The sequence below is a fragment of the Bacillus sp. LQ01 genome (assembly GCF_057624735.1).
In genome coordinates this window covers 422622-444236 of the sequence record NZ_JBYEZL010000003.1, presented here as the reverse complement: position 1 = coordinate 444236, position 21615 = coordinate 422622, and the positions used below count along the sequence as shown (strand labels likewise).

15 protein-coding genes are annotated in these 21615 nt (G+C 35.1%); 10 read left to right on the top strand and 5 right to left on the bottom strand.

Going from position 1 to position 21615, the window contains the following annotated elements; translation table 11 throughout:
* Nucleotides 1-116 precede the first annotated feature (116 nt).
* A complete protein-coding gene (locus AC22L0_RS22850) occupies nucleotides 117-479 on the top strand; it encodes a YxeA family protein (protein ID WP_000779915.1) in 363 nt (120 codons plus the stop codon).
* Between the two features lie 24 nt (nucleotides 480-503).
* On the opposite strand, the gene AC22L0_RS22845 is transcribed toward AC22L0_RS22850, so the two are convergent.
* On the bottom strand, nucleotides 504-1490 hold the full coding sequence (locus AC22L0_RS22845) for a S66 family peptidase (protein WP_087967141.1): 987 nt from the start codon (nucleotides 1488-1490) through the stop codon (nucleotides 504-506).
* Between the two features lie 202 nt (nucleotides 1491-1692).
* On the opposite strand from AC22L0_RS22845, the gene AC22L0_RS22840 reads away from it, so the two are divergent.
* The 5 genes from AC22L0_RS22840 to AC22L0_RS22820 all read left to right on the top strand — a co-directional run bounded on the left by AC22L0_RS22840 (nucleotide 1693) and on the right by AC22L0_RS22820 (nucleotide 5553).
* Nucleotides 1693-2130: a YwiB family protein gene (locus tag AC22L0_RS22840; RefSeq protein ID WP_000414867.1), complete on the top strand. Its 438-nt coding sequence runs from the start codon at nucleotides 1693-1695 to the stop codon at nucleotides 2128-2130.
* Nucleotides 2130-3800: an arginine--tRNA ligase gene (gene argS, locus AC22L0_RS22835; protein WP_087967143.1), complete on the top strand. Its 1671-nt coding sequence runs from the start codon at nucleotides 2130-2132 to the stop codon at nucleotides 3798-3800. Before AC22L0_RS22840 ends, argS begins: the two co-directional genes overlap by 1 nt.
* Before the next feature lie 269 nt (nucleotides 3801-4069).
* Nucleotides 4070-4597, top strand: a complete 528-nt coding sequence (locus AC22L0_RS22830; protein WP_058840350.1) for an RNA polymerase sigma factor — start codon at nucleotides 4070-4072, stop codon at nucleotides 4595-4597.
* Nucleotides 4584-4898, top strand: coding sequence for a hypothetical protein (locus AC22L0_RS22825; protein WP_000133823.1), 315 nt, complete (start codon nucleotides 4584-4586; stop codon nucleotides 4896-4898). Before AC22L0_RS22830 ends, AC22L0_RS22825 begins: the two co-directional genes overlap by 14 nt.
* On the top strand, nucleotides 4882-5553 hold the full coding sequence (locus tag AC22L0_RS22820; RefSeq protein ID WP_000657192.1) for a hypothetical protein: 672 nt from the start codon (nucleotides 4882-4884) through the stop codon (nucleotides 5551-5553). Before AC22L0_RS22825 ends, AC22L0_RS22820 begins: the two co-directional genes overlap by 17 nt.
* Before the next feature lie 26 nt (nucleotides 5554-5579).
* Here AC22L0_RS22820 and AC22L0_RS22815 read toward each other — a convergent pair whose 3' ends face one another.
* From AC22L0_RS22815 to map, 4 genes are all read right to left on the bottom strand, one after another.
* Nucleotides 5580-5954, bottom strand: a complete 375-nt coding sequence (locus AC22L0_RS22815) for a hypothetical protein (protein WP_000738221.1) — start codon at nucleotides 5952-5954, stop codon at nucleotides 5580-5582.
* Between the two features lie 147 nt (nucleotides 5955-6101).
* Complete coding sequence (locus tag AC22L0_RS22810) at nucleotides 6102-7502, bottom strand: M28 family metallopeptidase (RefSeq protein WP_487272444.1); 1401 nt, start codon at nucleotides 7500-7502, stop codon at nucleotides 6102-6104.
* Between the two features lie 491 nt (nucleotides 7503-7993).
* On the bottom strand, nucleotides 7994-16504 hold the full coding sequence (locus AC22L0_RS22805; protein ID WP_140160744.1) for a SpaA isopeptide-forming pilin-related protein: 8511 nt from the start codon (nucleotides 16502-16504) through the stop codon (nucleotides 7994-7996).
* Between the two features lie 778 nt (nucleotides 16505-17282).
* Nucleotides 17283-18077, bottom strand: coding sequence for a type I methionyl aminopeptidase (gene map / locus AC22L0_RS22800; RefSeq protein WP_003313889.1), 795 nt, complete (start codon nucleotides 18075-18077; stop codon nucleotides 17283-17285).
* Nucleotides 18078-18234: 157 nt separating this feature from the next.
* Between map and AC22L0_RS22795 the strand changes: the two genes are divergently transcribed.
* Genes AC22L0_RS22795 through AC22L0_RS22780 form a run of 4 tightly spaced genes read left to right on the top strand, consistent with a single transcriptional unit; the run spans nucleotide 18235 to nucleotide 21598 of the window.
* Complete coding sequence (locus AC22L0_RS22795) at nucleotides 18235-19137, top strand: ABC transporter ATP-binding protein (protein WP_000411111.1); 903 nt, start codon at nucleotides 18235-18237, stop codon at nucleotides 19135-19137.
* Nucleotides 19134-19868 carry an ABC transporter permease gene (locus AC22L0_RS22790; protein WP_001202427.1) on the top strand — a complete coding sequence of 245 codons (735 nt, stop codon included), beginning with the start codon at nucleotides 19134-19136 and terminating at the stop codon, nucleotides 19866-19868. Before AC22L0_RS22795 ends, AC22L0_RS22790 begins: the two co-directional genes overlap by 4 nt.
* Nucleotides 19869-20999, top strand: a complete 1131-nt coding sequence (locus AC22L0_RS22785; protein ID WP_000570626.1) for a sensor histidine kinase — start codon at nucleotides 19869-19871, stop codon at nucleotides 20997-20999.
* Nucleotides 20996-21598: a response regulator transcription factor gene (locus tag AC22L0_RS22780; protein ID WP_087967149.1), complete on the top strand. Its 603-nt coding sequence runs from the start codon at nucleotides 20996-20998 to the stop codon at nucleotides 21596-21598. The genes AC22L0_RS22785 and AC22L0_RS22780 overlap by 4 nt, the downstream gene beginning before the upstream one ends.
* Nucleotides 21599-21615 lie beyond the last annotated feature (17 nt).

Sequence of the window (21615 nt, the reverse complement as noted above, 5' to 3'; positions counted from 1 at the left end):
ACAATAATGTAAGGAAAGTGTAAGACTTTTAGATAGAGTATAGTATGCTCTTTTCCGTATAATACAAGTATAGATATAATACTAGTGAGAAAGAAGTGCAAACAGGAGGTTCATGTATGAAATTGGTAATTAAAGTTTTAGCTATATTCGCCATTATTCTAGGTGGAACAGCGTATTATTTGAACACAAAAACAGAAGGTGTACATGCTTTTGTAGACAACTTCTTTTCAAATAAAGAAATACAAGATTATTATGCGGTTATAGATAAAGGTGAGAAAAAAGACGGAGAATACTTGTATACTTTTAAAGGGTATACAGAAGACGGAAAGTTACAGATCATTAAAAGAATGATGAACCGTGAATTGCATACGGGGGCGTTTATAAAAATTTATGCAAAAGGTATGCAAGGAAAAGGATGGGCTGAAATCCCGAAAGAATCTATTCCACAAAAAGCGTTGGAAAAAATAGAAAAACCATAAAAGGAGCGACTCATTCGCTCCTTTTTAGTGCGTTAAAATAGTGATAGATGTTTTTTCCTTGTTAGAAATAATTTTTGCACGTCCACCAATTGGGAAAGTGAAAATCGGGGTTGTATGCCCGAAACTTGCGTTTGCAATGATAGGAATATGTGCAAGTTCAGGTTTTGAAGCAATCATTTCTTGAATGTCTTCTATCGTACATTCTGCACCTTTTTGCATCTTTCCTATAACGATTCCCTTTATGTATTCAAAATCTTGCTGCTGCATAAGGGAATGTAAATAACGATCAAAAGTTTTAAGAGTAGATGTTCCAGTTAAACTATCTTCTTCAATAAATAAAATTTTGTCCTTTAAATTTGGCATATATGGTGTGCCTTGCAGTAAGTTAAATGTGCTCATATTGCCACCGATAATATCTCCCGTAGCTTCTCCTTCCTGAATTGAAACGTATCCTTCATTTTTAATAAATTCTCGATTTTCCTGATCTATATACCAAGAATCATCGCTCCATGTTTCAGATGGCAGGACTTCAATAGGCTCATTAGAAGTTAAGCACTTTAAAAAGTAATCGGTTGTATACTCGAGCCCTTTCTCCATTCCAAAGGAAGAGAAATGGGGTCCTGAATATGTAACGAGACCTGTTTTTGCGTAAATTGCATTATTTAAAGCAGTAATATCTGAATAACCACAGAAAAATTTCGGGTTTTTATGAATTAGATCATAATCGAGATGTTTCAATAAACTATTGGAGTTGTATCCGCCAAGTGTCGTCAAAATAGCTTTTACATTAGGGTCTCCAAATGCTTTATGGAGGTCTTGAATGCGGGAAGAAATAGAAGAGGAAGCAAATCGATCTATCTCATCGGCATATTTTGAGAATGTAACTTGAAAGCCCATGTCGGTTAATCTTTTTATAGCAAATTTTTTATTTTCATTTGAAACAATACTTAAACTACACGATGGTGAAATCACTCGTATTTCATCACCCTTTTTTAACTTTGTTGGTATCACTATATTCACCTCTTCAATTGAAAGAATATTTAGATTTAAAAAATATTTTATCATATGAAATAAAGTAGAAGTGAATTATTTTTTGAAATGGAGTTTTCCTGATTTTTCAGCAGACAGACAGAGTCTTTTTTTGATATGATAGGAAAAGTGATTTATTATAAGTAGTATTTAATATCTATAACATTTGAAAGGTGTGCAAGACGTGGAGAAACAACTTGCAGGCTTGCCGGTACACGTTCATTTCGTAACAGAAATCCGTGAAGGGGCGAGGAAGGAAACCGTTGCTTTTGAAGCAAATGGTCAATACTATGTAAAAGGTCAAGGTACATATGTAACATTCCAGGAGCCGAACGAACAAGGCGAAGTGAAAACAATTATTAAAATTCAAGATGAACAAGTTCTCATTATGCGTTCAGGTGCTGTTTCTATGCGTCAGACGCATGTGAAAGGTGAATGGACAACTGGTACGTATACGAGTGAACTTGGTACGTTTGCATTGCAAACAAAGACTGATAACGTTCTTTTTAAATGGTCGGATGAAAAGAAAAAAGGACAACTCTTCTTAACTTACGCATTGCTTCTAAGTGAACAAGAAGCTGGCAGATATACTATTACAATTAATTTGAAGGAGGCAAAATAATGAATTCCTTAGAACAAGTAAAAGGATTGATTAAAGAAGAAATTCAGGCTGCTGTATTAAAGGCAGAATTAGCGACAGAAGAACAGATTCCAAACGTTGTATTAGAATCTCCAAAAGATAAAACAAATGGTGACTTCTCTACAAATATGGCAATGCAACTTGCACGCGTTGCGAAAAAAGCACCTCGTATGATTGCAGAAGAACTAGTTGCAAACTTCGATAAAGCAAAAGCTTCTATTGAAAAAATCGAAATCGCTGGTCCTGGTTTTATTAACTTCTATATGGATAATAGCTACTTAACAGATTTAATTCCAACAATCGTAAACGCTGGTGAAGCTTACGGTGAAACGAATACTGGTAAAGGTGAAAAAGTACAAGTTGAGTTCGTATCTGCGAATCCAACAGGTGACCTTCACTTAGGACATGCACGTGGTGCGGCAGTAGGTGACACTTTATGTAACTTATTAGCAAAAGCAGGCTACGATGTATCTCGTGAGTACTACATTAATGATGCTGGTAACCAAATTCATAACTTAGCTCTTTCTGTTGAAGCTCGTTACATGCAAGCTTTAGGCTTAGATAAAGAAATGCCAGAAGACGGTTATCATGGTGCGGATATCATTGGAATCGGTAAACGTTTAGCTGAAGAATTCGGCGATCGTTATGCGAAAGCTGATGAAAAAGAAAGTTATGAATTCTATCGTGAATACGGTTTAAAATATGAATTAGCAAAACTTCAAAAAGACTTAGAAAGCTTCCGTGTTAAATTTGATGTATGGTTCTCAGAAACATCACTATACAAAAACGGAAAAATCGATCAAGCTCTTGCTGTATTAAAAGAGCGTGAAGAGATCTTTGAAGAAGACGGCGCAACTTGGTTCCGTTCAATGACTTACGGCGATGACAAAAATCGTGTATTAATTAAAAACGACGGTTCTTACACATACTTAACGCCAGATATCGCGTATCACCGTGATAAATTAGAGCGTGGTTTTGATAAGTTAATCAACATTTGGGGTGCTGACCACCACGGTTACATTCCTCGTATGAAGGCTGCTATTCAAGCACTTGGTTACGATAAAGACACGCTTGAAGTAGAAATCATCCAAATGGTACAACTATACCAAAATGGTGAAAAAATGAAGATGAGTAAGCGTACGGGTAAAGCAGTTACACTTCGTGAGCTTATGGAAGAAGTAGGCGTGGACGCAATGCGTTACTTCTTCGCAATGCGTAGCGGTGATTCTCATTTAGACTTCGATATGGACTTAGCTGTATCAAAATCTAATGAAAACCCAGTATACTATGCACAATATGCTCATGCTCGCGTATGTAGTATCCTTCGTCAAGGCGAAGAATTAGGATTAGCTGTAGATGGAGATGTGAACTATAAACTTGTTAATTCTGAGAAAGAAGTAGAGTTACTGAAAAAACTTGGTGAATTCCCAGCTGTAGTTGCGGATGCAGCACAAAAACGTCTGCCACACCGTATTACAAACTATGCATTTGAATTAGCAGCAACATTACACAGCTTCTACAATGCAGAAAAAGTATTAAACCAAGATAACGTAGAATTAAGTAAAGCTCGTTACGAGTTAATGAAAGCAGTACGCACTACACTTCAAAATGCATTAGCAATCGTAGGAGTATCTGCACCAGAAAAAATGTAATGAAGAAAAGCGGAAGCGGCTCGTTTAGAATAGGAGGGGGATGGAGCTCCTGACAGAGAGGTGTACTTTGCCTCGGAGGAAGGCGCGAAGCCACCGAGTATTCTAGCCGCTGGAACTGGACAATAAAGAAAAGCGGAGCCGATTTTTCGCTTTCAGTAAAAGGCAATCACACGATGTTGTGATTGCCTTTTTATGTGGAGATAATAAAAAAAATTTATCAAACAAAAGGGGAATTTGCGTCGTCTTATATAAATGACAGGAGGCTTATGATGGAAGAAAAGATAGAAGAATTAATTGATATATATAAGCAGCAAATATATTCCTTATGCTATAAGTTAGCGAAAACGAAAGAAGATGCGGAAGATATTTTTCAAGAGACGTGGATAAAGGTTTTTTCATCAAGGCACCAACTTTTTTATGTGGATAATTATAAAAAGTGGATTACTACAATTTGCGTTCGTACATTTTATGACTTTTACCGCAAGAAGAAAAGATGGAAAGATCGCGTCTTAGATTTATTTTATAAAGAAGATGGTGGAGAAATAGATTTCGCAGATGATGTGAATATATCAGAAGAATTTATTCAAAAAGTGGAAGCGGAAATGATACGGGAAGTTATACAGCTATTGAATGAAAAATATAAAACCGTGCTCGTACTCTACTATTATGAACAATACTCTTATAAAGAAATGAGCGAAATATTAAATATACCGATTGGTACAGTGAAATATCGCCTTAATTATGCGAAGAAGCAAATGCGAGAACATTTGGAGGGGTTCGTTTATGACAGAAGATAAATTTGAACAGAAGGTAAAGAGTAGCTTAGCAGAAGAGATAACTCCAAGCGAAGAGCTAATAAATAACACGAAGCAGGGCGTGCGAAAGGCTCAGAAGTTAGAGAGGAAATGGATGATTTGTATTCACACCATTTGGATTGTTTTGTTAACAATTGTTATAGAACAATTTGTCACACATTTGGATTATAAAATTCCTATGTTGATAGCCATTGTGATTATGATGCATGTATACATTCCGATATATGTTGTAATACAGTCATTTTTAAAGAAGGAGTATAGATTACATGAAAGAGTTCGCTAATCCGTTTGTACTATTTGAAGTAGCTGGAGTGACGATGTTTTTAGCTTTTATAGCACTTTTAATATGTGTTGCATCATGGGTATATACAGATGCTAAAGCACATCAAATGAGCAAAGGATGGAGTATTTTAGCAGTTATATTGCCATTCTTTATTGGGTTTTTATTATATATGGTAAGAAGAAGTAAAAAGAAGGTTGAAGGAGAATGTAAGGTGAATTTTGTTAAAAAACAGAAAGTAACATTAGTTGCGATATTGGCAAGCACAATGTTTGTATTACTTAGTGGTTTTACTTTTGCACAAACGTTAGATGATGCATGGAGAGCCGGGGATATATATTTAGCAAATGAGAAGCAAGGGAAAACAAGTTATGAGGCAAAATTCTCATCATGGGATATTGCCAGTAAGGATATTGAATTTCAGTATGAAAAGGATACAGAAGTGACATTTTCTTATGAGACAGATGCAAAACGAGGAAACTTATGTTTTAGTGTGTATGAAAGACAAGGAGAAGGTATAAAAGAGTTAAAGGAAATTTGTGAATCGAAAAAAGGTACTTTTACAGTTACTTTAAAAGCAAATGAAGAATATGTATTGAATATAAGCGGATTAACAGTAAAAGATGGATTTGTAAAAGTGAATTGGCAAGAGAAATAAAAGGGGCCCTATAAAGGACCTCTTTTTTATTGAATAGTATAAGTAACAGAAAAACTAACAGGACTATAGTAAACGTAAGGTGCATGAAATTGAACATACATATTTCCATCTGTTTTTGCAGTGAAAATTCGGCCGTAACCATCAGAATAACGTCCAATTAGGTTATGATTTGAGTCATAAACACTGTAACTAGGAGTTTTGCTGTTAGGATGAATTGTTAGTTCTTGTCCTTTTTGAAGGAAAATAGGTTCTTGTTCAGAACTACCTCCAGTTTGCAAAGAATAAAATTTTGTAAAGCTTTGTTCTTGAGCGGCAGCAGCGACTTTTGTTTCAGGAATAAACGCAGTAGCTCCAGTAATTCCTGCTAAAGTTAATGCACCTGCTAAAATCATTTTTTTCATAATAGAAAAAGCCTCCTTATTAGTTGTAATCAGATTTGTTACAATTAATATTGTATACGATAATGGGTAGGATAAAATATGCTTTTATGCATATATATTTTTTCTCAATAAAAGACCACCGATAAAAATCAGTGGTCTTTTAAATGATTAAGCAGCTTTCTGTTCAGTTTGAGGAACAGGTTTTTGAAGCGAGTTATAAACTCCTGTTCCGATAACGTCTAATGCCATTCTCATTCGTTCAGGTGAAATGTTTTCTAATACGTTATCTTGAGGTGTATGGTATACCTTCTCAATATGATAGATTAATGGATTCCAACTATCGACACCCATCCAAATGAATAGAGCAGCAGGAATACCAGCTTCAGCAAATGGAACATGATCACTAGAACCGAATTTACCTTGTAGGATGAGGTTATTATTTAGTTGTTTACCTGCTTGCAAGGCAGCGTCTGTTACAAAGTTTGTAGAGCCACCAGGTGTCATAGCATATAAATTCTTTGCTTTATCATAATTTGTTGCAACCATGTCGGCGTTAAAGACACCTAAAATACGGTCGCGTTCTTTTTGGGATAGACTATTCACGTAATAATCCGAACCAAGTAATCCAGTTTCTTCAGAACCAAAGGTAATAAAGCGAATTTCTTTATCAGTTTCTACATTTTGAAAAGCACGAGCTAGTTCTAATACTAATCCAGTTCCAGAAGCATTATCATTTGCGCCAGGTGCTCCGACAACACTATCATAGTGCGAGCTTACAACGACTGCTTTTTCATTACCTGTACTCTTCTTTGGTTTCTTTTTGGCGATAACATTTAGAGATGTTAATTTAGATTCATGTCTCGCTTTTAGGGAAAGAATTGTTGTCCCTTTTTTAGCGATTTCTTCTTTAAATGCATTTCCTTGCGCATAAGCAAGACCAAAGACAGGGATAGATTGCTTTTTCATTAGGCGGGGATTGAAGGTTTGTCCATAATTTCCGCGTCCGCCAATTAAACTGTATAAAAGAACACCTTTTGCACCTTTGCTAACAGCATTTTCAACTTGTTTATTATAGTCGGTAACTGTCGTTCCTCTTTCAAATAAAACAATTTTATCGTTTACTTCATTTGGAATATCTTCTAATTTTGTCCCACCTTGAACAAAGATAAGGGGAGCTGTAACAGCTTCTGTAGAAATTAGTGCATTAGGAGCAGCACCAGCTTGCCAATTACGTTTTGTTGATAGGGGTGATTCAATGAATCCAACGTATTGATCGGGCACCTGAAATGGTTGATATTCTACTTCATAGCCCATTGATTTAAGCTGCATACCAATGTAACGAGAAGCCCATTCTTCGGATTTTGTTCCACCGGGGCGAGGACCAATTGTTTCAGATAAGAAACGAACATGTTCAATCGCGCGGTTTGGATCAATCTGTTTTGTAATAGATGGAGTTTGTGTAACCTCTGACGTGGAATCCGCTTTTGCTTGCCCAATTGGAGCTAAGCTAACAGCAAGTGATACAGCAAGCAAAGAGCTTACTATTTTTTGTTTCAATGATTTTCTCATTTTTTCCTCTCCTATTCTTCTATTCTCTCTGACTGACAAAAGAAGACGGATAATGACTTTATTTTACCTTCACACCTTTTATTTTTCAATATTCTGACATCGAGAAATAAAAAAACGATATATGCATATTTGCATATTTTTGAGGGAGATATGTATGCTATCATTTTAAACGAAGGTTCGCTTTCTACTCTGAAAGCTCCTACATTGCATGAATCTAGTGTACCCAAACTTTAGATTATGTAGAGGAATGGAACCACTGTAGGGTTTCATTTCTCATGTTTGAATCAGTTGATGGTAATTATGTTTCCGCATTTCATAATTATTATCAGTGATATATGTAAGGCATCCATATGAAAATAAGAGGCTGTTCAAAGGTTTTCCGTACTTTTGGGCAGCCTCACCCCGTTAAAAGGACGATACTTTATGTATCGTCCTTTTTGTATAAAAAAACATCCAATCAATTGAGAGATTGATTGGATGTGAAAAAATTATTAATAATTTTTTTTGCGTTTTGTAGCTAAAATACTTAATAATCCAGCTAGTAGAAGAACAATACCTACTGTTTGTGTAGGGTCTTCTTTATGACCTGTATTTGGAAGGTGCTTATCCGTATTTCGATCATCTTGATGTTTGTTATCTGTTTTATTCGATGTTTCTTCGGAAGTTCCGTTTTCGTGTTTCTCAGATGTTTCATTGCCTTTGTTATCTTCTTTATTTGGAGGAGTAATTGGCTTGTCATCTCCACCTGAAGAAGATTCAATTTTTTTATTTGAAACTGTAATTTGTAGTGGCTTAGCTTGGGCTTTATCAATTGTAAAGTTTATTGGTGATGCATCTAATTGATAGCCTTTAGGAGCCTTTGTTTCTACTAATTGATAATTACCAGGTTTCAAATCATTTACGATTACTTTTCCGTGTTGATCTGTTTTTAAACCTTCTCGGATGACTTTTCCATCTTGGTCTAAAATATTGAAAATGGCACCTTCAAGTGTTCCATGGTGATCAATATCAACTTTAGTTAACTCAATTGAACCTGTTGTTAAACTATTTAAGGCTGTAACAGAGGTAACCTGAGATTGTCCTTTCGTAATTGTGAAAGGAATTGGTTTAACGTTTAAATCATAGCCAGTTGGAGCTTTCGTTTCAATGAACTGATAATCTCCCGGACGTAAATCAGAAACTGAAATCTTCCCATCTTTATCAGTAGTTAAATCAGTGCGAACAATTTTACCTTTCGCATCGATGATGTTAAACACTGCATCAGAAAGTTTTGTATCTGGATTTATATCATCCACTTTTATTAATTCTACAGCACCCTCAGTTAAGCTATTTGTAGCAGTAACTTGGAGCTTTTCTTTTTGGCTTTTCTTAATTGTAAACTTAATAGGTGTACTATCTAATTTATAGTGTTCAGGAGCTTTCGTTTCAATAAACTGATAGTCCCCAGGACGTAAATCAGAAACAGAAATTTTTCCATGTACATCTGTTGTAAGTTCAGTGCTAATGCCGTTACCATTCATATCAGTAATTTTAAATATCGCATCTTTAAGAGCAGTACCATCTACATCATCTACTTTAGAAAGTTCCACAGTGCCTTTCGTTAAGCTATTTGTAGCTGTAACGGAGATAGGATCAGCTTGGCTCTTTGTGATTGTGAATGGAATTGGCTCTTTGTTTAAATCATAGTGTTTCGGAGCCGTTGTCTCGATGAATTGATAATCACCAGGACGTAGGTCAGAAACGCTAATTTTACCTTGTTGATTCGTAACAAGATCTTTGCGAATTACAGTGCCATTCATATCCACAATTTTAAATACTGCGCCTTCAAGAGTAGTGCCATCGACGTCATCCACTTTAGAAAGTTCCACGCCGCCTTTTGTTAAACTATTTTTCATAGTAACGGTAGCAATATCTTTTTGGCTTTTTTCAATTGTAAATATAATTGGTTTTTTGTCTAAATCATAGTGTTCAGGAGCCGTTATTTCAACGAATTGATACGTACCAGGACGTAAGTTTTCGATAACGATTTTACCTTCACTGTTTGTTTTTAAATCTGTTTTAAGTACTTTGCCATCTTGATCTAGTAAATTAAATACCGCATCGGCAAGTTTTGTTTGAGTGTTTAAATCATCAACTTTAAGTAATTCGATACTACCTTGTTTTAAGCTATTTGTAGCAGTTAAAGAAATAACTTTCTTCTGTCCTTTTTCAATAGTGAATTTGATTGGTGTTTCATCTAAAACGTAATGCTTAGGAGCTTTCGTTTCGATGAATTGGTAATCACCAGGACGTAGGTCGTTAATTTCGATTATTCCTTGTTCATTTGTAACAAGGTCTTTATGAACTACATCACCGTTCATATTAACAATTTTAAATACTGCATCTTTAAGAACAGTGCCATCAATATCGTCTACTTTAGAAAGTTTAACTGCACCCTTTGTTAAAGCATTTGTAGCAGTGATATGAAGAGTTTCAGTTTGGCTCTTTTTAATTGTAAATACGATAGGTTTTTTATCTAAATCGTAATGTTCAGGAGCAATTGTTTCAACGAATTGATACGTACCAGGACGTAGATTTTCAACAACAATTTTACCTTCAGCATTTGTTTTTAAGCCCTCTTCAACTAGCTCACCGTCTGCATCTAATAAATTAAATACGGCGTTAGAAAGTTTTGTATTTATATCAATATCGTCAATCTTTGTTAGTTCAACGCTACCTTTTTTCAAAGCATTTTTGCCTGTAACATTGATCTCTTTCGTTTGACTTCTTTCAATTGTAAATGGAATCGTTGTTTCATCTAATACATAGTGCTCAGGAGCTTTTGTTTCAATGAACTGATAGTCTCCAGGGCGTAAATCAGAAACAGAAATTTTTCCGTTTTTATCTGTAACAAGATTCGTATGAACTTCCTTACCATTCATATCCACAATCTTAAAGATTGCACCTTCGAGCATCGTACGATCGATGTCATCAATTTTTGTTAATGTTACTGCACCTTTCTTTAAACTGTTAGTAGCGGTAACAGTAATATTCTCTTTTTGACTTTTTTCGATAGTGAACGGAATAGGGTCTTTGCTTAAGGTATAGTCTTTTGGAGCTTTTACTTCAATAAATTGATAGTCTCCAGGACGTAAATCAGAAGCAGTAATTTTACCGTTTTTATCAGTCGTTAAATCTTTTCGAATTACCTTTTTAGTATCATGAGCGTCAACGATTATAAATTCTGCACCTTCAAGAGTAGTGCCATCAACATCATCCACTTTTGTTAAAGTGACGCCACCTGTAAGTAAACTATTTTTTACAGTAACAGGGATAGGAAGATCTTCCTTACTACCTTTTTTAATTGTGAACTTAATAGGTGTTTTGTCTAATTTATAATGTTCAGGGGCTTTTGTTTCGATAAATTGATAATCCCCTGGTGCTAAATCAGGAATAACTAATACTCCGTGATCATCTGTTGTTAAATCTTTCATAATTTCTTTGCCAGTTGCGTCTTGCAATGTAAATACAGCGCCGGCAAGAGCTTTACTACTTTCCACATCATCTTCTTTAATAAGTTTAACTTTTCCTTTCGTTAAACTATTTTTAAATGTAAGTGGAAGGAGTTTTTGTTGTCCTTTTTCGATTGTAAATTCAATTGGTTCTACATTTACATCGTAATAAGTTGGAGCCTTTGTTTCGATAAGTTTATAGTTACCAGGACGTAAGTCATCTACAACTAGCCTTCCTTTACTATTCGTAACAAGGTCCGTACGAACATCTTCATTAGTATCTCTATTAACGATTTTAAATACTGCACCTTCAAGTGTTTCCTTTTCATCTGCAGCATTCACTTTTGTTAACTCAATACCGCCTTTTGTTAAGCTGTTTTTAGCGGTAACAGTAGCCTGAGTTGTTTGACTTTCTGTAATCGTAAATTTAATTGGTTTTGTATTTTTGTCGTAATACTTCGGTGCTGTTACTTCGATAAATTTATAATCGCCAGGGCGTAAGCCAGTAGCGATAGCTTTACCATCCGCACCAGTTTTTACATTTTCGCGAATGACTTTCTTTTCATCATTAGCATCAACAATTTTAAATACAGCACCTTCAAGAGCTGTACCATCGATATCATCAACTTTTGTTAATTCAACATCTCCTGGTTTTAAAGCATTTTCAGCTTTCACAAGTAGAGTTTCTTTCTGACTTCTATCGATTGTAAATTCAATAGGTTCTGCTCGTAAAACGTAATGTTCAGGAGCAGCTATTTCAATAAATTTATACGTACCAGGACGTAGGTTACTAACTTTAACTTTACCGTGTTTATCAGTAGTTAAGTTAGTGTAAGGGGAAACGTCATTATTATTTGTATCGACAAGCTTGAATACTGCACCTTCAAGGGGTTTTTTCTCACCAAACTCATCAACTTTTAATAATTCAACTTCGCCCGTTTTTAAGCTGTTATTTGCCGTAACAGTAGCAAGAGCTTGTTGGCTTTTATCAATTGTAAACTCGATAGGGTTTGTACTTAACGTATAATCCTTAGGAGCTTCTGTTTCGATAAATTTATAAACACCAGGCTCTAGATCTTTAATGGTAACTTTTCCATCTGAACCTGTTTTTATATTTTCACGAATTACTTGTTTCTCGTCATTCGCATCGACAATTTTAAATACAGCACCTTCAAGGGCAGTGCCATCGACATCATCGACTTTCGTTAAAGTGACACCACCTTTAATGAGGTGATTTGTCGCGGTAACAGTAAGTGCTTTCTGTTGGCTTTTTTCAATTGTAAATTTAAGCGGTTTTTTATCTATTTCATAATGTTCAGGTGCTTTCTCTTCAACAAACTGGTACTCTCCAGGAAGTAAATTTTTCGCTTCGATTTGTCCGTTACCATTTGTCGTTAATTTGGTATAACCAGGAATTCTTTTGTTATTTTGGTCCCGTACACTAAATACAGCACCTTCTAAAGTATTACCCTCTTTATCAACTTTTGTTAGGATAGCTGAGCCTCTAATTAAGCTGTTTTGGGCCGTTTTATTGATTACTGTTGTTTGATCTTCCTCGATTGTAAATTCAATAAGTCGATCATCTAATTGATAATGCTCAGGAGCCTTTATTTCTTTTAAATAGTAAGTTCCTGGTTTTAAATTATCTACAGTAATTTGTCCTTTATCATTTGTTGTTAATTTTTCGTGTTCTGAAATTATTTTTTTATCTTTATCAAGTAGTGTGAAAACGGCACCTTGCAGTGTGACGTTTTTATTCAGGTCATCAGACTTTGTTAAAACTACTTTACCGACAAACTTCTTATTTGCAAGTTTATATGTTGTAGTCTCTTGTGTACCAAGTTCAACAATTTTTCCTTGTTTTAAATCCCAGCTAATTACATAGCCTTCAGGAGCCTTTGTTTCTTTTAATAAATATTTATCGCGTTTTAAATTATTAAATTTAGCGATACCGTCTTTGTCTGTTGTAATTTTACGGATAACAGTTTTACCTGTACGATCGTATAAAGTAAATTCTGCCCCAGCTAATAGTGCGTTTTTATTGTCGTTATCTACCTTTATAATTTCAAGGTTTCCACGGCCTTTAGTAGCAGATCCTCCGCCTGAACCAGAAGACATTCTCACTTCAATCGTTTCAGTAGTTTCTGTGTTTTTAACTGTCAACTTATTGCCTGTGATTTTCGCTTTATTACTTACTTTTTCTTTATCGTCTGCATTAATAAGTGAGCGATATTCTAAAATATAAGCTCGATCAATTTTTTTCAAGAAGGCAATTTCGAAATGTTGCTTTCCGGTATTATTGTCTGTTGTTATTTTGAGTTTATAGTCTGTTCCTTCTTTTAATTCGTTTACTGTATCTTTTGTTAAATTTCCATATGGATCAACAGTTGTAGGATATAAGTGGAATGAATCTTCCACAATTACCTGATTTTCGGTTGGGTCATCTGTTACAACGGCATCTGCAATGGTTGATTGGCTTTCGTTAATTGCGATACTCCAATTAATATAGTTGTCGTCTTGCACAGCTTTTTTAGTAACGAAGCTGCCACCTTTATTTACTTGAGTGTCACCTGTAAGGGTGTTTACGATTTTAGAGCCATCTTTTAAATCTGCCTCGTTTTTGTAGGTGCCTTGGATAAGTTCACCATCAAGGCTTGTTTTAAAGATAATATAGTAAGGTGAATTAATTGATTGTTTGAAATGAACCTTTAGGGTGTTTTTATTTTCCTCTGTAGGTTCTTCAAGTTCATATTTCTCAGTTGGTACAGCATTACCAGGTTGTGCATTATCAGGATTTCCATTTAAAATCATATCGCGCACTTCAATGGATCCAGGCACTAACTTTTGTTTATCTTGTATGACGTCTATAACATAAGGATCTTTAATCTCAACATTATTATAGTTAAAGCCTATTATCCAAGTAATTTCCTTCGTTTGGGCGTTATAAGAACCGTATTTATAACCATTTGCCTTTGTGAAAGTATCAGGATCAAAATTAGCTTCAACTTTATTTGATTGTGGATTAGAATCCGTATCTATCCAAGAAAGATTACCTGTATTTTTAAATGAAGTTTTACCACTTTCTAGCTTTGTATAATCAAAGTCTGTCGTATATTTTACGACTAATGTCTTTGTCATATTAGACTGATACGTACCTATAAGAGTGATTTTGAAGCCTTTATCTGTTACATCTAAAACATAGTCAGTCCCAGCTTGAAGGGTATAATTTCCGTCTTTAATTTCTAGTTTCTTATCTTTTAATTGTAATCCACCATGATCAAAGGTGTCCGTAATAATCGCGTTGTTTAATGGATAGTTGTTATTATTTACTATAATTGTCCAAGTTGTTGTTTTGTCTTTATAATTTGTTTCAGCTTTATTATTAGATTTAATAATATTTTGCTGCTTGAAGCTAGCTTCATTTTCTTTACTTGAATCATTATCAGCTGTAACTTTATTTTTTACTTTTCCATCTTCTATAACTTTATTAGTTGGCTTGGTTTTATAGGTAATCACATAAGCACTATTAATATCATCATTAAACTGTAAATCGAAGCCATTCTTCTTGTTACTTACAGTGTAATTATTAACAGCGTCTCCTGTTACAAGCGTTCCTTTTTCATTATATGAAGCGTTTTTTACAACAATAGAATTTGCATCTAGTTCGTGTGTATCGTCAAAAATATCTTTTAAAATCGCATCTGCTTTTTTGATCTCTCTTTGATCACCATTGTAAGTAATTGTCCACTCAATTGTTTGCGTCTTTGGATCATATTTACTTGTTTTATTTAAGTGTGTACCACGAGAAACCGTTACAGTAGAGCTTGCGTTTTGTTGCTTTTGATTATCACTCGTTATCGTAACGTTATTTCGGAAACTTTTAATATTTTCATCAGTAATTTTTGTGGCATATTCGATTTGATATGCTTTATTGATAGAATCTTTAAAAGCAATCTCCAATTTTGAGCCATCTGATGAAATAATATTGTAATCTGTTGGCTCAGCTTCTGCACCACGCGTTACATTCCCATTAACATCAACTTCTAAATAATAAACTTTAATAGAATCTTTATTTAAGTTTGTACCTTGTGGAATGTTATCTTTAAAAATAGCGTTTTTAAGGGTGTCTTGCGTTTTGTTCATCTCTACTTTCCAATTAATTTCATTTGTATTAATTGGTCTATCAGGTAATCCTTTTTTATTCGTAGCTGTTTGTACATTAGGCTTAAAGTCAACTGTAATAGAAACATCCTTATCTTTAATCGGGAAAGGAATTTCTTGTGTTGTTGTACCTTTAATTTCAGCTTTATTAAATTCTGTCTTTAATTGTAGGTTACCAGCAACATCTGGATGCTCTTCAACATAATCGTTGAATGTCATCGTGACTTTTCCATCTTTTGTAACAGTAAAATTACCAATTTGATGGTTTTCACTATCATATAAAGGACTGTTAATTGTATTGTAAATCTTAAAATGTTTAGGAAGATCAAAAATATAGTAATCTCCATTTTTCACATTCATTGACTTTAAAAGTTCCCATGTAAACTCAATATTGGCAGGGGAATCTATACTTGGACGGTTATCCTCTGTAAATGGTTTTCCGTCTTTATCCGTCAACTTTACACCGGTTAAAATGTTTGTTGTTATTTGCTTTGGACCTGAATTTGTATTCTCAGCAGGGTCGCTTGATAGCTTTTGTTCTGGATTGTCAGTAGCAATTTTAGCTGCTAGGTTTTGTTCCGGATTATCAGTGGCAGTTTTAGCTGCTGGGTTTTGTTCCGGATTATCAGTGGCAGTTTTAGCTGCTGGGTTTTGTTCCGGATTATCGGTAACAGTTTTAGTTGCTGGGTTTTGTTCCGGATTATCAGTAACAGTTTTAGTTGCTGGATCTTGCTCCGGATTGTCAGTAACAGGTTTAGCTACTGGATCTTGCGCTTGTTTATTAGTATCCTGTTTGGTGCCATCTTCTTTAGAGTTTTCTACTTGAACAGGAACTGATATAGGCTGAACCATTGTTCCTAAAGGAAAAGCGATTTGAACTGATTTTTCCCCAGTTTTTAAAGTTGAGTTAAACACGGTATCAACTTTAATTTTTCCTTTAGCGTCTTTCAAATTTTCTACTTGATCATTAAATATTAATTTTAGTTTATTATCTTTAGCTGTTATAAAATATTGACCAATATTTTTTTGATCTGTTACTAAATCCCCTTGCAAATCTTTAGATACTTTTAATGCAAGTGGTATTTGAACTACTGCTGTATCATTTGCGTGTGCAACTTGTTGATCCTTTATTGACCAAGCGTATTCTACTTGAATGGTTGATCCTATCTTTATTAAATTGTTAGGATTTTTTGCTTCGTCAATAATATGATTCGTCGCATCTTTCATTTCAACAGTGTCAAATAAGGAATCTCCTGTTAAGGTTTCCGCTTTTACTTGATTGTATGGAAAACTAGCAAGTTGCGAAAATAGTACGAATACAATTAAACATACATTAAAAAGTTTTTTCATTTTTCCTCCTCTGAACATTCATTTGTCCATTGGGGACTTATTCCACATGAACAAATGGAATATTAAAAGTATTTGTTATAAGCTATTTATTTTTGTTATCCCTCCGTTTCTATACGCGTTCTCAGACAAACAGAATTATGTTCAAAGCAATATTATTTAACGTAAAACAAAATGTATATTTACACAGTTCTATGGAAATATACACAATTCGACAAAAAATGTCGAAAAAAATACTGATATAAATAATGATATCAGACCTTTATATGTGAGATAGTTTTCATGTATATCTAGTAAAAAAGAATGGTTATAAAGGTAAGTTTTACGATACATACTAACCAATGTAGTGTATCCCTTTGTGAAGGCTTATTTTTGCCTTAAAGTTATGTGGAAATAAAAATCTAGATAGGGTTGGTTTTGGTCAGAATGAAGACAATATGTACTTTGAAAATAGTCATTTATTTTGTCTAAAGAGAGTTGTGCGATTAGTGGACCGAAGTTGAAAGGTGATAGTTTCTTACATTGTTAGAGAAATATAAGGATTACAGAATATTCGACTAACACGTTACTACGGTCATTTTTGAGCCTGTTTAAACAATAGGAAAGAAGGTGTTTTACTCCTTAGTTACAATATCTTTTTAGTAAAGATAAGCTTAAGTAACCTCCGCTAAAGATTATATACTTAAATGATAAAGAGTTCAACACTAGTTCACATATTTTCCCAAAAATAAAAAACGGCTGTTTTATGTGGAATAAATCTACAAAACAGCCGTTTTTGGTATTAGATTTCTGTTAAGATTATTGGTTCACCGCGTGTTACGACAACGGTATGTTCACATTGTGCAACAAGACTTTTATCTGGTGTAACGAATGTCCAACCATCGTCACCACGTTCAATAATATGATCAGCTTTCATAGAGATGAACGGTTCTACAGCGATAACAAGACCGTCTTTTAGAAGCGCATTATCCATTGGGTCATAGTAACTTAAAATGTGATTTGGTGCTTCATGTAAGCTAAGACCAATGCCGTGACCAGTTAAGTTTTGGATAACATTGTATCCACTTTTATGTGCGAAGTTTGAAACAGCACGACCAATTTGATTTTGTTTTGAGCCAGCTCTAACCTTTTTCATTGCTGCCCAAAATGCATCAACCGCTGCTTGGCAAAGTTTTTCTTTTGCCTCGTCTTCTCCAAGAACAAATGAAATGCCTGTATCTGCATAATAGCCATCAAGTGCAGCGGATACATCGACGTTTACTAAGTCGCCTTCTTTTAATACACGATCTCCTGGAATACCATGAGCAACTTCTTCATTTACACTAATGCAAGTTACACCTGGAAAATCATATTCTTTTTCAGGTGCAGAAATAGCACCATGCTCATCTAATACTTTTTTACCGATCAAATCAAGCTCTTTCGTTGTCATACCTGGCTTCGCTTGTTTTTTCATTTCTTCACGTGCAAGCGCAACGATGCGGCCGATTTTTCGTAAGCCTTCTAAATCTTGTTCATTACGAATAATCATGAAAACCACTGTCCTTCCTCGAATATATATCTTATCCGATTGTATCATGTTTATTTTCGTCCTGCTACTCGCTTGCGGTATGGGGGCTGATTCCTCTCATAAAGAATACATGACAATTGTCATATCGATGTCATGACGCATCATACTGTTTCCTAAGTTTTCCAAGGAATACAATGTAAATATAAGAAACAGCGGGGGTGGAGAGATGGAAAAGATTATTGAAGTAAATGATGTTTCTAAAACATTTAAACATAAAAACGCAGTAAATAATGTTTCATTTCATGTAAATAAAGGGGAAATAGTAGCGTTGCTTGGTCCAAATGGTGCGGGGAAAACAACGACGATGTCGATGATGCTTGGATTAAAGGAACCAACGGAAGGTAAGGTCTCTATATTTGGAAAGAGTCCAAAGCATAGAGATGTTCGTAATAGCCTCGGTGCGATGCTGCAAGAAGTAAGTGTCATTGATAGTATTACGGTGGAAGAGGCAATTGAGTTATTCCGTAGTTATTATACGAATCCTATAGAGAAAGAAACGTTACTGCAGTTAGCAAATTTAGAATCAGAGCGAAAGCAAAGATGTGAGAAATTATCAGGTGGGCAAAAAAGAAGGTTAAACTTTGCGCTTGCACTTGCGGGAAATCCGGATTTGTTATTTTTAGATGAGCCGACAGTCGGAATGGATATTACGTCTCGAAGAACGTTTTGGGAAACGATTCGAAAGTTAGCAAGTGAAGGGAAAACGATTATTTTAACGACGCATTATTTAGAAGAAGCAGATGCTTTAGCAAATCGTATCTTATTATTTGCGAACGGAAAGATTATCTCAGATGGTACACCAGACGAAATGAAAGCAACGATTTCGAGAAAAACAATCACATTTTACTCAAAGGAAAGCATTCCTACAAAATTACTAAAGGAATTACCAAATGTAATAGAAGTAAAGTCAAACGAAGGCCGCTTCATTTTAACAACGGAGGATACGGATGCAACTTTAAAAGCCATTTATCAAAGGAGTTTACCTGTAACAGATGTTTCAGTTGAACGTGGAAGCCTTGATGAGGCATTTGAACAGTTTGTCGCAAATCAGAAGGAGGAAATCGCATGAGAGCGTTATGGATGCAGTGCAAAATAGAAATTTTACGTACATTCCGCAATAAATTATTTATCTTTTTCTCATTATTAATGCCTGTTATGTTTTACTACATTTTTACAAATGTTGTTCAAGTACCACAAAACGGAGATGCGTGGAAAGCACATTATTTAATTTCGATGGCAACTTTCAGTATTGTAGGGACTGCACTCTTTAGTTTCGGTGTGAGACTTTCTCAGGAAAAAGGGCAAGGATGGACACATCTTTTAAAAATTACACCGCTTCCAGAGGGAGCATATTTAACAGCGAAAATTATCGCTCAAACAGTAGTAAATGCTTTTTCAATATTAGTTATCTTTATTGCAGGGATACTAATTAATCATGTTGAGTTAACAGTAGGGCAATGGATTGGTGCGGGGTTATGGTTATTGTTAGGGGTAACACCATTTTTAGCGTTAGGAACAGTAATAGGTTCCATTAAGAAGGCGGACGCAGCTGCTGGCTTAGCAAATATTTTAAATATGAGTTTAGCTATAGTTGGCGGGTTATGGATGCCGATTGAAGTATTCCCCAAAATATTAAGAACGATTGGTGAATGGACACCAACATACCATTTCGGAAGTGGTGCGTGGGATATTGTAGCTGGAAAATCAATTGGATGGGAAAATATCGCGGTATTAGGAGGTTATTTCCTTATATTTGTTGTAGTATCAATATATATAAGAAAAAGACAGGAAGCGGTATAAATGATAGAGAAGAAGAGGATTGAGATTTTTCCGAAACATATGGGATTTTTTCCGTACATGTGGCTTGTGTATTTATTATTTCCAATTTACCATTTAGCACAAGCATCAGGATGGAAGCTTGTGCTAGGAAGCGGTATGTTGATACTTTTTATTATCACATACCGTCAGCTATATTTTGTTCAGAAGACGTTTATTTTATGGGCATGCATTCAAATGATACTCATCTTTTTATTTGCTTTATTTTATAATCCCTTCATGATATTCTTTGGCTTTTTCACGGCAAGTGCGATGGGATTTGCACCAAGTAAGAAAGTATTTCGGGTATTACTCTGTTTGTTAGCTGTAATGCTTGGAGCATTTGTATTTGTAAATATGAATCAACTAACACCAACAAGTTTAGTAAATATCGTCCCGATGTTTATTTTAATGCTTCTTACGCCATTTGGTATGCGTAATTTTAATCAGAAAAAGATGTTAAGAAATCAATTAGATGAGGCGAACGAGCAAATTAAAGACTTAGTAAAACGTGAAGAACGGCAGCGGATTGCAAGAGATCTTCATGACACATTAGGGCATACGTTATCTCTTATTACTTTGAAAAGCCAGCTTGTAGAGAAGTTAATTGTGAAAAATCCGGAGCGTGCAAGTGCGGAAGCGAAGGAAATTACACAAACGTCTCGTACAGCCTTAAAACAGCTGAGAGAATTAATTTCTGATATGCGTATGATTACGGTAGAAGAAGAGCTAGAGCAAATAAAAGCAATCTTACAAGCAGCTAATATTGAATTAGAAGTGAGGCAAGAAGCAAGATCGAGCTCGTTATCACCAATTGAACAAAATATTGTCGGGATGTGTTTACGTGAGGCCGTTACAAATGTTGTAAAACATAGTAAGGCGACGCGGTGCGCAGTTTCTGTATTAGAATCACAAGGTGAACTAATTTTGAAAGTAGAAGATAACGGAATTGGTTTAACAGATCAAAATCATGATGGAAATGGTATTCGCGGCATGAAAGAACGAATTGCTCTTATTGATGGATTTGTTGAACTAGGTACAATCAATCCAGGGACGTTGTTAACAGTAAAAGTTCCAGTTGTTATTAGAACAGGAAAAGATGAGGTGAGGGCATGATCCGAATTATTATTGCAGAAGATCAGCGGATGCTTCGTGGTGCGTTAGGGGCTCTGCTTGATCTAGAAGATGATATCGAAGTAATTGGACAAGCGGCAAACGGGGAAGAGGCGCTAAAATTAATTGAATCGTTAAAACCGGATATAAGTATTATGGATATTGAAATGCCGATTCAAAGTGGATTAGATGTTGCTGAAGCGTTAAAGAAAGAAAAATCATCATGCAAAGTAATGATTTTAACAACATTTGCACGGCCGGGATATTTTGAAAGAGCAATGAAAGCTGGTGTGCACGGCTATTTATTAAAGGATAGCCCAAGTGAAGATTTAGCGGCAGCAATTCGTAGTGTAATGAAGGGAAAACGAGAGGTCTCCCAAGATTTAATGTTCGGCCTATGGCAGGAGCAAAATCCGTTGTCAGATCGCGAAAAGGAAGTATTGTTGCTTGCGAAAGAAGGAAAGACGGCAAACGAAATTGCGAAGGCACTTTATCTTTCGCCGGGTACAGTGCGTAATTATATTTCTGAAGTATTAACGAAGCTCGATGCGAAAAATAGAATTGAGGCAATTACAATTGCGGAAGAAAAGGGTTGGATATGAAAAGAAGTTTACCTATG